Below are 13,516 nucleotides of genomic sequence, written 5' to 3'. Positions count from 1 at the left end.
CCCCCCCCCCCCCCCCCCCCCCCCCCCCCCCCCCCCCCCCCCCCCCCCCCCCCCCCCCCCCCCCCCCCCCCCCCCCCCCCCCCCCCCCGCTCCGGCGGCTACTTGAGGGTGGCCGAGGTCAGGCCCGCCTGGATCTGGCGCTGGAAGGACAGGTAGACGACCAGCATCGGGATCATCGCGATGGTCACGCCGGCGAAGAGCACCGGCAGGTCGGTCTCGTAGCCCATCTGGTACTGGAGTTGTACGAGGCCCTGGGTGAGCATGTAGCGCTCGGGATCGCTGCTGCTCTGCGGCTGCATCAGCACCGCGGGCAGGATGTACTGGTTCCACTGGCCCAGGGTGTTGAAGATGCCGACGCTGATCAGGCCGGGCTTGGCCATGGGGAGCATCACCTGGAAGAAGATCCGGGTGTGCGAGGCCCCGTCGATCACCGCCGCCTCGTGCACGGCCGAGGGCAGGGTGCGGAAGAAGGAGTGCATGAAGAACACGGTGAACGGCATCGAGTAGGCGACGTACACCAGGATCAGGCCCTGGTAGGTGTTCAGCATGTCGAAGCGCTTGACCATGAAGAACAGCGGCACGAGGGCCAGGAAGACGGGGAACATCGCCCCGCTGACGAAGAAGTAGTAGACGAGCCGGTTCCCCCGGAAGGGGTAGCGGGCCAGGACGTACGCGGCCATCGAGCCGAACAGCATGGTCAGCGGGACCGAGAACACCATCACGATCAGGGTGTTCGCGAAGTAGTCGCCGATGCCCTTGCTCCAGGCCCGGCCGAAGGCGTCGAAGTGCCAGTTGGCCGGCCAGCTCAGGGCCGATCCGCCGATCTGGGCGTCGGTCTTGAAGGAGCCGAGCACCAGCCAGATCAGCGGCAGGACGATCAGCACCGCCCAGACGGCGAGGAAGCCGTGGGAGAAGACGTTGAGGACCGTGCCCTCGCGGCGGCGCTCGCCTTCCCCGGTCCGCCCCGAGCCGCCCGCCCGCTCCGCGGCCGCCTCGCCGGGAGCCTTGATCACAGTGGACTCAGTGGTCATCGCGTCTCCCGCTCAGAACTCGATGCGCTCGCGGCGGGTGGCACGCAGCGTGATGATGGAGAGGATCATGGTGAGGACGAGCATGACCACGCCCATCGCGCAGGCGTAGCCGCTCTTGCCGAGGTAGAGGAAGTTGCGCATGAGCACCGTGGCCATGACCTCGCTCTTGTGGTCCGGGCCGCCGCCGAACTGGCCCGAGGTCATCGTGGAGACCAGGACGAACATGTCCATCGCCACGATGCCGAGGTAGACCGCGGAGGTCTGCACCGAGTCCCACAGCAGCGGCAGGGTGACCTTGAAGAAGGTCTGGCCGCGGCCGGCGCCGTCGAGCAGCGCCGCCTCGTAGATGTCCTTCGGCACCGACTGCATGGCCGCCGAGAAGAGCACGAGGTAGAAGCCCACCCCGTGCCAGACCACGACCAGCAGCAGGCACCAGAGCACGAACTTGGGTTCGTTCAGCCATTCGATCGGCTCCTGGGGGTCGACCAGGCCGATCTTGGTGAGCACCCCGTTGAGGAGTCCGCCCTCGTCGCTGCGGTACACGGCGCCGAACAGCACCGCGAGGATGGTCAGGGAGAGCACCTGCGGGAAGAAGTAGACGATCTTGTAGAACCCCGACCCCCGCACGCCCTGCACCCCGCCGGCCCCGCCCCGCCCGCCCGCGTTCACCATGAAGGCGAAGAAGAGGGCGAGCAGGATGGTGACCACCGGGACGAACACCAGGAGCAGCAGGTTGTGCCAGATGGCGCTGAGGAAGACCTCGTCCTTCAGCAGGGCCTGGTAGTTCTCCAGCCCGACGAAGTCGAACGTCGGCGACTGGCCGGTCCAGTTGGTGAAGGAATAGCCGAATGTCTGCACATACGGCCAGATGACGAAGGTCAGGTACAGCGCGAGGGGCACGAACAGGAACCCGGCGATGAAGCCGGCCCGTCCCCTGCTCTTGGCTACGTGGCTCATGGTGTCCGTCCCTGGTGGTCCCGGGTGGCCGATGGCGCGTCAGTCGCGGTGGTTGTTCTTGGCGTTGGGGTCCTTGGCCGCCTTGTCGACCGCCGCCTGGGCCCGCTTGATCCACTCCTTGGGCTGGATGCGCTTGGCCATCAGCTCGTTCGACGCGTTCTGGATGTCCAGGTCCATCTGGCTGTACCAGTCCGGGTAACGGTAGTTGAAGACGTTGTCCCCGGCCGCCTTCAACGCCTCCACGGCCGACTTCGTGCCGGGCCGGAGCTGCACGTTCGGGTCAACGCCGTCCTTGACGATGGTCAGCGAGTTGGCCTGCTGCGCGAAGAGGGTGGACCATTCGCGGGACAGCATCGAACGGACGAACTCCATGCCGCCGGCCTTGTTCGAGGCCTTCTCCGGCACGATGAAGGGCTCGCCGGCCCCGGCCCGGATGGCCTCGAAGGGCAGCTTGCTGTCGGCCAGGACCGGCATGGGCAGGAAGCGCATGTCGAAGTCGTCCGGGGTCTGCTTGATCTGCTCGTTCTCCAGCCAGGAGCCGCAGGTGATGAAGGCGGCCTTGTACTGGTTCCAGCGGGTCTGCGAGTCGGTGTGCGTCAGGCCGTTGGTGCCCGGCATGAGCAGGCCCTTCTCGACCACCTCGTAGACGGCCTCGACGGCCTCCAGCGCGACGGGGTTGCCCGCGAACGCGTTCTTCTCCAGGTTGTCGATCGCCTTCATGGCGTCCAGGCCGCCCTTCTTGGCGATCAGGTCCATGATGGCGACGTTGATGTAGTACGGGTACTTGCCCTGGTGGGCGAGGCCGCCGATGCCCGCGGCCTTGGCCTTCGTACAGACCGCCAGGAACTCGTCCCAGGTCTTCGGCGGGGTCCAGCCCTTCTCCTTGAAGAGCTTGCCGGAGTACCACAGGCCCCAGACGGTGTAGACGTAGTTCACCGAGACGAACTTGCCGCCCTGCATGCCCTGCTCGACGGTGCCGGGGATGAGCATGTCCCGGACCTTCTTGGTGGGGTCGTCCAGCGAGGGGGCGTCGAGGACCGGGGTCAGGTCGGCGAGCTGCCCGCCCTTGAAGAGCACGTCCAGCTTGATCTGCTGGGCGCCGGAGTCGTCGATGACGTCCGGCGGGTTGCCGCCGTTGAAGCGCGGCTGGAGCTTGGCGGTGATCTCCTGGGTGCCGAGGTGGGAGGAGGAGGTGCCCCACTTCTTGTCGAAGGCGGCCTCCCAGGCCTTGGCGTAGTCGTCGCCGTAGCCGCCCTTGAAGACGACCACGTCGAGCTTGCTGCCCTTGACCACGCCGAAGGGGTTGTTCTTGTCCGCCTTGCCGCTGGCGGTGGCGTTCGGCTTCTCCTCACCGCCTCCGGACGCGCACGCGGAGAGGAAGCTCATCGTCGGCACCGTGATGAGGCCGAGTGCCGCGGAGCGCTTGATCAGATCGCGGCGGCCGAGGCCCGCCGCTTCCTGAACGGGCTTGCGCTCGCCGTGGGCGGAGGTGGATCCCATGCTCATGTCCTCGCCTTCGTCAGGAGTGTGCAGGAGGGCCGGAAATCACGGCAGTTGCCGTGCATGCGGACGTTGCCGCAGGTCCCCGCCGTCCCCCGGTCCGGGGCCGCGTGGGCCGCGGCGATCCGGACGCGCACAGGTATAGTCCACTCCCGCTCGGGTGAGCAAGATCGTGCACAAGGATCACCCCCGGCTTTTCCGAGTTGAGACCTCTCCGTCACACGGGAAGCCTTCCCCGAAAAAGCGGAAGGGCCGTACCCCCTTAACGGGGATACGGCCCTCTGGTGCCGAGGTCCGGCCGATCAGCGCATTCAGCCGCGGATCAGGTTCCGCAGGACGTACTGCATGATGCCGCCGTTGCGGTAGTAGTCCGCCTCACCGGGGGTGTCGATGCGGACGACCGCGTCGAACTCCACGCCGGTGTCGGTGGTGACCTTGACCGTGCTCGGGGTGGTGCCCTCGTTCAGCTCCGTGATGCCGGTGATGGAGAAGGTCTCCTCGCCGGTCAGGCCGAGCGAGTCGGCCGACTGGCCGGCCGGGAACTGCAGCGGCAGGACGCCCATGCCGATGAGGTTCGAGCGGTGGATGCGCTCGTACGACTCGGTGATGACGGCCTTGACGCCGAGGAGCGCGGTGCCCTTGGCGGCCCAGTCGCGGGACGAGCCGGAGCCGTACTCCTTGCCGCCCAGGATGACCAGCGGGATGCCGGCGGCCTGGTAGTTCTGCGAGGCGTCGTAGATGAAGGAGACCGGGCCGCCCTCGACGGTGAAGTCGCGGGTGAAGCCGCCCTCGGTGCCCGGCGCGATCTGGTTGCGCAGGCGGATGTTGGCGAAGGTGCCGCGGATCATGACCTCGTGGTTGCCGCGGCGCGAGCCGTAGGAGTTGAAGTCGCGACGCTCCACACCGTGCTCGGTGAGGTACTTGCCGGCCGGGGTGTCGGCCTTGATGGCGCCGGCCGGGGAGATGTGGTCGGTGGTGACCGAGTCGCCCAGCTTGGCCAGGACGCGGGCGCCGGCGATGTCGGTGACCGGGGTGGTCTCCATCGTCATGCCCTCGAAGTACGGGGGCTTGCGCACGTAGGTGGACTGCGGGTCCCACTCGAAGGTGTTGCCGGTCGGGATCGAGAGCGCCTGCCACTGGGCGTCGCCCGCGAAGACGTCCTGGTAGGACTTCGAGAACATGTCCTCGCCGATGGCGTTGGCGACGACGTCGTTGACCTCGGCCTCCGACGGCCAGATGTCCTTGAGGAAGACCGGGTTGCCCTCGGTGTCGGTGCCCAGCGCGTCCTTGGTGATGTCCACCTTCATGGAGCCCGCGAGGGCGTACGCGACGACCAGCGGCGGGGAGGCCAGGTAGTTCATCTTGACGTCGGGGTTGATCCGGCCCTCGAAGTTGCGGTTGCCCGAGAGGACCGAGGTGACCGCGAGGTCGTGCTCGTTGACGGCCTTGGAGACCTCCTCCGGCAGCGGGCCGGAGTTGCCGATGCAGGTGGTGCAGCCGTAGCCGACGAGGTTGAAGCCGACCTTGTCGAGGTACGGGGTCAGACCGGCCTTGTCGAAGTAGTCCGTGACGACCTTCGAGCCCGGGGCGAGGGTGGTCTTGACCCACGGCTTGCGGGTCAGGCCCTTCTCCACGGCCTTCTTCGCCACGAGCGCGGCGGCGACCATGACGTACGGGTTCGAGGTGTTGGTGCAGGAGGTGATCGCGGCGACGGTGACGGCGCCGTGGTCGAGCGTGTAGGTGGTGCCGTCGGGGGCGGTCACCTGGACCGGGTTCGACGGGACGCCGTTGCTGACGGCCGGGGCGTCGGAGGCCGGGAAGGACTCCTCGCCGGCCTCGTCGGCGGTCGAGACGTAGTTGCGGACGTCCTGGGCGAACTGCGCGGCGGCGTTCGCGAGGACGATGCGGTCCTGCGGGCGCTTCGGGCCGGCGATCGACGGGACGACGGTGGAGAGGTCGAGCTCCAGCTTCTCGGAGAAGTCGGGCTCGGCGGCCGGGTCCAGCCAGAGGCCCTGCTCCTTGGCGTACGCCTCGACGAGCGCGACCTGCTGCTCGGAGCGGCCGGTCAGGCGCAGGTAGTTCAGCGTCTCGCCGTCGATCGGGAAGACCGCGGCGGTGGAGCCGAACTCCGGCGACATGTTGCCGATGGTGGCGCGGTTCGCCAGCGAGGTGGCGGCGACGCCCTCACCGTAGAACTCGACGAACTTGCCGACGACGCCGTGCTTGCGCAGCATCTCGGTGATGGTCAGCACCAGGTCGGTGGCGGTGGTGCCGGTGGGCAGCTCGCCGGTCAGCTTGAAGCCGACGACGCGCGGGATCAGCATGGAGACCGGCTGGCCGAGCATGGCGGCCTCGGCCTCGATGCCGCCGACGCCCCAGCCGAGCACACCGAGGCCGTTGACCATGGTGGTGTGGGAGTCGGTGCCGACGAGGGTGTCGGGGTACGCCTGGCCGTTGCGGACCATGACGGTGCGCGCCAGGTGCTCGATGTTCACCTGGTGGACGATGCCGGTGCCCGGCGGGACGACCTTGAAGTCGTCGAAGGCGGTCTGGCCCCAGCGCAGGAACTGGTAGCGCTCCTTGTTGCGGCCGTACTCCAGCTCGACGTTCTGCGCGAACGCGTCGTGGGTGCCGAACTTGTCCGCGATGACGGAGTGGTCGATGACCATCTCGGCCGGGGAGAGCGGGTTGATCTTCGCCGGGTCGCCGCCGAGCGCGGCGACGGCCTCGCGCATGGTGGCGAGGTCGACGACACAGGGCACACCGGTGAAGTCCTGCATGATCACGCGGGCCGGCGTGAACTGGATCTCCTGGCTCGGCTGGGCCTGGGAGTCCCAGTTGCCGAGCGCGCGGATGTGGTCGGCGGTGATGTTGGCGCCGTCCTCGGTGCGGAGCAGGTTCTCCAGCAGCACCTTCAGGCTGTAGGGCAGGCGGGCGGAGCCCTCCACCTTGTCCAGCTTGAAGATCTCGTACGACTCGTCGCCCACCTGCAGGGTGGTGCGGGCGTCGAAGCTGTTCGCCGACACGACAGTCTCCTTCAGTGCATGAATTCGCGCGTTCTACCGCATCCTGCCGCCACGCCCTGTGGCCAATCCGCTAAGGTAAGGCTAAGTTAGGTCACCCTTACCACGGGGGCGGCTGCGGTGCGCCTTCGGCAGATATCTCGATGTCGAGATAACTCTAGTACATGTCCGGGCGGCGAGACGAAGCACGCACCTCCAGACCTGCCGGGACGGTGAGCTGCCCGGGCCGTTCCGGGCGCCCGGACTCGACCAGGGCCACCAGCGCGGACACCGCCGCCTCCCCCAGCACCTCCGGCCGCAGGGTCACCGTGCTCACCGCCGGATCGCCCGTCCCGTAGGCCGGATCCTCGCTCGCGCACACCAGCAGCAGGTCCCCCGGAATCCGCAGGCCGTGCCGCGCGGCGGCGGCCAGCACCTGGCGGCCGCCGGGGTCGTAGGCGCAGTACACCGCGTCCGGGCGCGTTCCCGCGGCGGCGCCGAAGTACGGGTCGAAGGCACGGCCCGGCGTGTCGCCGGGATCGAAGGGGACCACAAGCGGAACCTGTCCCCTTTCTTCACACCATCGCTCGTACGCCTCGGTTACTGCGTTCGTGTAGTTCTCCTGGCCGTAACCGGAATGGAGGGCCGGGCGCCGGGCCCCGGCCCGGGCCAGATGGTCGAGCACCTCGCGCGTGGTGGCGGCGTGGTCGTTGTCCACCCAGACGTCCCCCGGGTGCGGATCGGCCGGCCGGCCGTCGAAGACCACCGGCATCCGGCGGGCCCGCAGGGCGCGCAGCACCGGGTCCCCCGCGGGGCTGTCGAGGAGCAGCATCCCGTCCACGGCGAGGGTGTGCCACAGGGCCTCGGCGCACCGCTCGGCCGGCAGGGTGGTCAGGGCGTAGCCGCGGGCGTGGGCGGCGGAGGTGGCGGCGGTGATCAGCCGGGAGAAGTAGGCGATGCCCGCGAAGTCCCAGGGCAGGCCGGCGTACGTGGTCACGGCGAGCCCGAGGGTGCGGGTACGGGGTCCGCGGCGGGAGCCGTAGCCGAGGGCGGCGGCGATCTCGCGGACCCGGCGGCGGGTGCCCTCGCCGACCCGGCCGGTGCCGTTGAGGGCATGGGAGACCGTCGCGGTGGACACCTCTGCGGCCCGCGCGATGTCGGCGATGGTGGGTCCCGGCACGGGCGCCATCGTACGGAGGTTCCCGTGCGGGCCGCGGCGGCGGCGTGCGGAATCCGTCGTCCGCGACTGCTTCTGGTTAAGGACTTAATCACCGAGTGTCCTCTGCCACAGCGACGTTTGGAGGGGCCATGGAGGTCAAGAAGTCAGCTCTGTCCCGCAGGGGGCTGCTCGCGGCGGGGGCCGCGGGCCTGGCCGGTGCGGCGGTGGGCACGGCGGGGGCGGCCCCGGCGGCCGCCGCGTCCGGTGCGGCCCGCGGGGCCGGTTCCGCCTCCCTGATCGTCCACAACGCCCGGGTGTTCACCGGCGTGCCGGGGGCGCGGCCCGCCGAGGCGGTCGCGGTCGGCCGGGACGGCCGGATCCTGGCGACCGGGACCGGTGCGGCGGTGCGGCGGCTGATCGGCCGGGACACCGAGGTGGTCAACGCCCGGGGCAACACGGTGATGAGCGGGATCCACGACGGGCACGTGCACCCGCTGGGGGCCGGGGACCGCTCGCTGCGGCCCTCCCTGGAAGGTGCCGAGACCACCGTGGCGGAGCTCCAGGAGATCCTGAAGGGCTTCCTCGCCGACACCGGCGGTGCGGGCGCGGAGCCGGACACCTGGCTCGTGGTGGAGGACTGGAACCCGGTCGGCCTGCTGCCCACCGGCACCAACCCGCACCACAGCATGCTGGACGCCCTGCCGACGCGGCGCCCGGTGGTGCTGGTCGGCGGCGACGGGCACAACCTGTGGGCCAACCGGCGGGCGCTGGACGTCGCGGGCATCACCGCGGCCACCCCGGACCCGGTCGGCGGGAAGATCGTGAAGGGGCCGGACGGGCAGCCGACCGGAGTGCTGAAGGACGACGCCCAGGTGCTGGTGACCCGGCACGTGCCGGAGCCGACCACCGCCGAGCTGGTGGCGGCCTGCGCCAAGGTGCTGGCCGAGGCCGCCGCCTCCGGCGTCACCACGATGATGGACGCGCTGGTGGGCCGGCACGAACTGGAGCTCTACCGGGAGCTGGCCGGGGCGGGGAAGCTGCCCCAGCGGATCGTGCCGGCGATCCGGCTGGACGCGGCGCAGGCGAAGGACCCGGCGGGCTCGCTCGCGTACGCGCGCGGTCTGCGCAGGGAGTTCGAGGGGGTGCGCGGGCTGCGGTTCGGGATGGTCAAGGTGTTCCTCGACGGGGTCATCGAGTACCCGGCGCAGACGGCCGCCCTGTTGAAGCCCTACCTGGACGGCCACGGCAAGCCCACTACGAACCGGGGCGAACTGTATGTTTCGGCACGGAACTACGGGAAGCTGTCGGCGGCGTTCAACGCGGCCGGCTGGCAGATGCACGCGCACGGCCTGGGCGACCGGGCGGTGCGCACGGCCCTCGACGGCTACGCGTACGCCCGCCGGGCGACCGGCCGCACGGACGCCCGCAACGCGGTGGCGCACCTCCAGATCGTGGACCCCGCGGACCTGAAGCGGTTCGCGCAGCTGGGGGTGGCGGCCTGCATGCAGCTCCAGTGGGCGGCGAAGGACACCTGGACCATGGAGGCCCTGCTGCCGTACATCGGGCCGGAGCGGCACCGCTGGATGTACCCGGCGCGCAGCCTGGAGAAGGCCGGGGCTCGACTGTCGGGCGGCTCCGACTGGCCCGTGGACGCGCTCCAGGTGTGGAACCAGATCCGTACGGCGATCGACCGCAAGGGCGCCCACGGGGAGGGCGAGCTGTACCGGGAGCTGGAGGGGCTGAGCCGGGCCTCGACCCTGCGGATGCACACCCTCGGCACCGCCTGGCAGCTGCGCCAGGACCGGCTGACGGGCACGGTGGAGCAGGGCAAGGCGGCCGACCTGGTGCTGCTGGACCGGGATGTGACGCGCTGCCCGGTCAAGGACATCAGCGGCACGCAGGTGGAGCTGACGCTGGTGGGCGGCCGGGCGGTGCACGACGCGCACTCGGCGACGGGCCGGGCGGCCGCGGCCCGGCTGGCCCGCGCGGCGGCCGGCCCGCGCCCGGCCTCGTACGCGGCGGTGCACGGCGGCCGGCACCGCGCGTGCGGCTGCACCAGCCACTGACCCGCCGCCCCGCCGCCCCAGCGGCGAACGGGCAACAGCCTCGCCGGACACCCGGGGCACGGGGCGCACCCCCAGCCTCGCCGGCGTTTGAGGCACGGGGCACAACCCACCGCCTCCCCGGACACCCGAGGCACGGGGCGCAACCCACCGCCTCGCCGGCGTTTGAGGCACGGGGCGCCCCCCAGCCTCGCCGGACGCCCGGGGCACGGGGCGCACCCCCCAACCTCGCCGGCGTTTGAGGCACGGGACGCAACCCACCGCCTCCCCGGACACCCGAGGCACGGGGCACAACCCACCGCCTCGCCGGCGTTTGAGGCACGGGGCCCCCAGCCTCGCCGGACGCCCGGGGCACGGGGCACCCCCAACCTCGCCGCGTTTGAGGCACGGGACGCAACCCACCGCCTCCCCGGACACCCGGGGCACGGGGCACAACCCCCAGCCTCGCCGGCGTTTGAGGCGCGGGTCCGGGCGGAGCCCGGTGCCCGGCGTCGGCCGGGGTGTCCTGGGGCTCCGGCGGGCCCGGTTCCAGGCCGGGGGCCGGGCCCGCGCCCGTACGGGCGTGCTCAGGCGCCCGCCCGCGCCGGGACCGGCACCGGGACGGGGGCGGAGGCCGGGGCCGGGGCCGCGGCCAGGCCGTGCCGGGCCGCCCAGGAGTTGAGCGCGGCGGCGATCTCCGCCGGGCGGTCCTCCGGGCAGAGGTGGGCCGCGGTGCCGCAGTACTCGGTCTCCAGCGCGGAGACGTGCTCCTGCGCCCAGGCCACCTCCGCGGGCCCGGTCATCAGGGTCGGGGAGCCGTCGAAGGTGAGGAGGAGCTTGGGCACCCCGGGACTGTCCGCGAGCCAGGCGTCGTACGCCTGCACCCGGGCCACCACGTCGGCCGGCTCCCCGTCCAGCGGCATGGAGCGGGCCCATTGGAGCATCGGCAGGCGGCTCTCGCGGGTCGGGTACGGGGCGGCGTACACCGCCCGGTCGGCCTCGGTCAGCGGGGCCAGCACCGTCCGGCCGAGGCTGTCCTCGATGAAGAGGTTCCGGTCGAGGACCATCTCCTCGCCCACCCCGGGGGTGCGCAGGGCCTCGAACCGGCCGCGGGCCTCGGCCGGGTACCCCTCCCAGGACATGGGCCGCAGGATCGTCTCCATGAAGGCGAGGCCGCGGACCCGGCCGGGGTGGCGGGCGGCGTGGTCGAAGGCGAGCGCCCCGCCCCAGTCCTGGCCGACGAGCACGGCCTCCTCGATGCCGAGCGCCTCGAACCAGGCGTCGAGATGGCGGGCGTGGTCCTCGAAGCGGTACTCCCCGCCGGGCTTGCCGGAGCGGCCCATCCCGATCAGGTCGGGCGCCAGCACCCGGACCCCCTCCCCGATGCGCGGCAGCACGTGCCGCCACAGGTGCGAGGAGGTGGGGTTGCCGTGGAGGAAGACGAAGGGCACCGCACCGGCGGCGGCTTCGCCGCGGTCCTCGTGGTACATGGCCGACCCGAGCACGTCGATCGTGGGCATGGCGGTCTCCTTCCGCACGTCCCGCCGCCGGACACCATTCGTTGGTCCGACTAACGTTTGTGACACCAACGAAGCTATACCGTTGGTGCCACCAACGCAATGGGTACGATCGGCGGCATGAGCACGGACGAGGAAGAAGCCGTCCCGGCGCGCCTGCGCCGGCTGCCCAGCCGACTGCTGGCCCAGGTCTCCACCCACGCCCAGCGCCTGGTCGCGGAGGGACTGAACGGGGCAGACGCCCACAAATGGCACTACGCGGTGATGGTCGCACTGGAGGAGTACGGACCGGCCAGCCAGGCCGGACTGAGCGTCCGCACCGGCATCCACCGCAGCGACCTGGTGGCGGTCCTCAACGAACTCGCCGCGCGCGAACTGGTGGAGCGGGCCCCGGATCCGGCGGACCGGAGGCGCAACACCGTCTCGCTGACGGCGCAGGGCCGGCGCCGGCTGCACCGGCTGGAGCGGCTCCTCGGGCACGCGCAGGACGAACTGCTCGCCCCGCTGTCCGCCGCCGAGCGCGAGCAGCTGACCGGCCTGCTCGAACGGCTGGCCGCCCACCATGCGCGCACCGGGGGGACGATGGGGGCAGAGGCGACCTGACGGGCGATAACACCCGTTTGCCGCACCCGCGGCTGGCGACATCTCATATCTGAGATACGGTGCACCCATGGCAGACGACTACCTCGTACGCATCGGCAAGCTCATCCGTGACGCCCGTCAGCACCGGGGCTGGACACAGAGTCAGCTTGCCGATGCGCTCGGCACGAGCCAGAGCGCGGTGAACCGCATCGAGCGCGGCAACCAGAACATCAGCCTTGAGATGATCGCCCGAATCGGTGAAGCCCTCGACAGCGAGATCGTCTCGCTCGGCTACGCCGGCCCGATGCACCTGCGCGTGGTCGGCGGCCGCCGACTGTCCGGCGCCATCGACGTCAAGACCAGCAAGAACGCCTGCGTCGCCCTGCTCTGCGCCACCCTGCTCAACAAGGGCCGCACGGTGCTGCGCCGGGTCGCCCGCATCGAGGAGGTCTACCGCCTCCTGGAGGTCCTCGGCTCCATCGGCGTCCGCACCCGCTGGATCAACGGCGGGGTGGACCTCGAAATCGTCCCGCCCGCCCACCTGGACATGGACGCCATCGACGCGGAGGCGGCCCGCCGCACCCGCAGCATCATCATGTTCCTCGGCCCGCTGCTGCACCGGATGGACCGCTTCCGGCTGCCGTACGCCGGCGGCTGCGACCTCGGCACGCGCACCATCGAGCCGCACATGATCGCGCTGCGCCGGTTCGGCCTGGACATCACGGCCACCGAGGGGCTCTACCACGCCGAGGTCGAGGCCGGGATCTCCCCCGAGCGCCCGATCGTGCTGACCGAGCGCGGGGACACCGTCACCGAGAACGCGCTGCTGGCCGCCGCCCGGCACGACGGCGTGACCGTCATCCGCAACGCCTCCTCCAACTACATGGTCCAGGACCTCTGCTTCTTCCTGGAGGCGCTGGGCGTCCGCATCGAGGGCATCGGCACCACCACCCTGACCGTGCACGGCGTCCCGAACATCGACGTGGACGTGGACTACTCCCCCTCCGAGGACCCGGTCGAGGCGATGAGCCTGCTGGCCGCCGCGGTGGTCACGGAGTCCGAGCTCACCATCCGCCGGGTGCCGATCGAGTTCATGGAGATCGAGCTCGCGGTCCTGGAGGAGATGGGCCTCGACCACGACCGCTCCGCCGAGTACACGGCGGACAACGGCCGCACCCGGCTGGTGGACCTGACGGTCCGCCCGTCGAAGCTGGAGGCGCCGATCGACAAGATCCACCCGATGCCGTTCCCGGGTCTGAACATCGACAACGTCCCGTTCTTCGCGGCCATCGCCGCCACGGCCCAGGGCCAGACCCTGATCCACGACTGGGTCTACGACAACCGCGCCATCTACCTCACCGACCTCAACCGCCTCGGCGGCCGCCTCCAGCTCCTGGACCCGCACCGGGTCCTGGTCGAGGGCCCCACCCGCTGGCGCGCCGCCGAGATGATGTGCCCGCCGGCCCTGCGCCCGGCCGTGGTCGTCCTCCTCGCGATGATGGCCGCCGAGGGCACCTCGGTCCTGCGCAACGTGTACGTGATCAACCGCGGCTACGAGGAACTCGCGGAGCGCCTCAACTCGGTGGGCGCACAGATCGAGATCTTCCGGGACATCTAGGAAGAATCCGGCACCTGCACGGCAGCGGGGGGGGGGGGGGGGAGGGGGGGGGGGGGGGGGGGGGGGGGGGGGGGGGGGGGGGGGGGGGTTGGGGGGGGGGGGGGGGGG

9 protein-coding genes are annotated in these 13,516 nt (G+C 71.0%); 3 read left to right on the top strand and 6 right to left on the bottom strand.

Annotated features, from left to right (window positions below; translation table 11 throughout):
• Positions 1 to 98: 98 nt before the first annotated feature.
• The 5 genes from ACZ407_RS15255 to ACZ407_RS15235 all read right to left on the bottom strand — a co-directional run bounded on the left by ACZ407_RS15255 (position 99) and on the right by ACZ407_RS15235 (position 7,679).
• A complete protein-coding gene (locus ACZ407_RS15255; RefSeq protein ID WP_468128524.1) occupies positions 99 to 1,031 on the bottom strand; it encodes a carbohydrate ABC transporter permease in 933 nt (310 codons plus the stop codon).
• A gap of 12 nt (positions 1,032 to 1,043) precedes the next feature.
• On the bottom strand, positions 1,044 to 1,988 hold the full coding sequence (locus ACZ407_RS15250) for a carbohydrate ABC transporter permease (RefSeq protein WP_468128523.1): 945 nt from the start codon (positions 1,986 to 1,988) through the stop codon (positions 1,044 to 1,046).
• A 39-nt stretch (positions 1,989 to 2,027) separates the two neighbouring features.
• Positions 2,028 to 3,488: an N-acetylglucosamine/diacetylchitobiose ABC transporter substrate-binding protein gene (gene ngcE / locus ACZ407_RS15245; protein ID WP_468128538.1), complete on the bottom strand. Its 1,461-nt coding sequence runs from the start codon at positions 3,486 to 3,488 to the stop codon at positions 2,028 to 2,030.
• A 311-nt stretch (positions 3,489 to 3,799) separates the two neighbouring features.
• The gene (gene acnA, locus ACZ407_RS15240) at positions 3,800 to 6,514 is read right to left on the bottom strand and encodes an aconitate hydratase AcnA (RefSeq protein WP_468128522.1); all 2,715 of its coding nucleotides are present in this window, start codon (positions 6,512 to 6,514) and stop codon (positions 3,800 to 3,802) included.
• A gap of 154 nt (positions 6,515 to 6,668) precedes the next feature.
• On the bottom strand, positions 6,669 to 7,679 hold the full coding sequence (locus tag ACZ407_RS15235) for a LacI family DNA-binding transcriptional regulator (RefSeq protein ID WP_468128521.1): 1,011 nt from the start codon (positions 7,677 to 7,679) through the stop codon (positions 6,669 to 6,671).
• Between the two features lie 119 nt (positions 7,680 to 7,798).
• On the opposite strand from ACZ407_RS15235, the gene ACZ407_RS15230 reads away from it, so the two are divergent.
• Positions 7,799 to 9,715 (top strand): amidohydrolase, encoded by a 1,917-nt coding sequence (locus tag ACZ407_RS15230; protein ID WP_468128520.1) that lies wholly within the window; start codon positions 7,799 to 7,801, stop codon positions 9,713 to 9,715.
• A gap of 563 nt (positions 9,716 to 10,278) precedes the next feature.
• Here ACZ407_RS15230 and ACZ407_RS15225 read toward each other — a convergent pair.
• On the bottom strand, positions 10,279 to 11,229 hold the full coding sequence (locus ACZ407_RS15225) for a haloalkane dehalogenase (protein ID WP_468128519.1): 951 nt from the start codon (positions 11,227 to 11,229) through the stop codon (positions 10,279 to 10,281).
• A 99-nt stretch (positions 11,230 to 11,328) separates the two neighbouring features.
• Here ACZ407_RS15225 and ACZ407_RS15220 point away from each other — a divergent pair, with 99 nt between their 5' ends.
• Positions 11,329 to 11,811: a MarR family winged helix-turn-helix transcriptional regulator gene (locus tag ACZ407_RS15220; RefSeq protein WP_468128518.1), complete on the top strand. Its 483-nt coding sequence runs from the start codon at positions 11,329 to 11,331 to the stop codon at positions 11,809 to 11,811.
• 67 nt (positions 11,812 to 11,878) lie between these two features.
• On the top strand, positions 11,879 to 13,408 hold the full coding sequence (locus tag ACZ407_RS15215; protein ID WP_468128517.1) for a helix-turn-helix domain-containing protein: 1,530 nt from the start codon (positions 11,879 to 11,881) through the stop codon (positions 13,406 to 13,408).
• Positions 13,409 to 13,516: the final 108 nt, after the last annotated feature.

Source organism: Streptomyces sp. NPDC030809 (genome assembly GCF_055572195.1).
Note: the sequence above shows the minus strand (reverse complement) of the source record. Positions and strands in the feature narration are given on the sequence as shown.

Excerpts from the sequence above, each read along its gene's own strand:
- ACZ407_RS15255 (WP_468128524.1), bottom strand. The coding sequence starts at position 1,031 with ATGACCACTGAGTCCACTGTGATCAAGGCTCCCGGCGAGGCGGCCGCG.
- ACZ407_RS15250 (WP_468128523.1), bottom strand. The coding sequence starts at position 1,988 with ATGAGCCACGTAGCCAAGAGCAGGGGACGGGCCGGCTTCATCGCCGGG.
- ngcE (WP_468128538.1), bottom strand. The coding sequence starts at position 3,488 with ATGGGATCCACCTCCGCCCACGGCGAGCGCAAGCCCGTTCAGGAAGCG.
- ACZ407_RS15235 (WP_468128521.1), bottom strand. The coding sequence starts at position 7,679 with ATGGCGCCCGTGCCGGGACCCACCATCGCCGACATCGCGCGGGCCGCA.
- ACZ407_RS15230 (WP_468128520.1), top strand. The coding sequence starts at position 7,799 with ATGGAGGTCAAGAAGTCAGCTCTGTCCCGCAGGGGGCTGCTCGCGGCG.
- ACZ407_RS15220 (WP_468128518.1), top strand. The coding sequence starts at position 11,329 with ATGAGCACGGACGAGGAAGAAGCCGTCCCGGCGCGCCTGCGCCGGCTG.
- ACZ407_RS15215 (WP_468128517.1), top strand. The coding sequence starts at position 11,879 with ATGGCAGACGACTACCTCGTACGCATCGGCAAGCTCATCCGTGACGCC.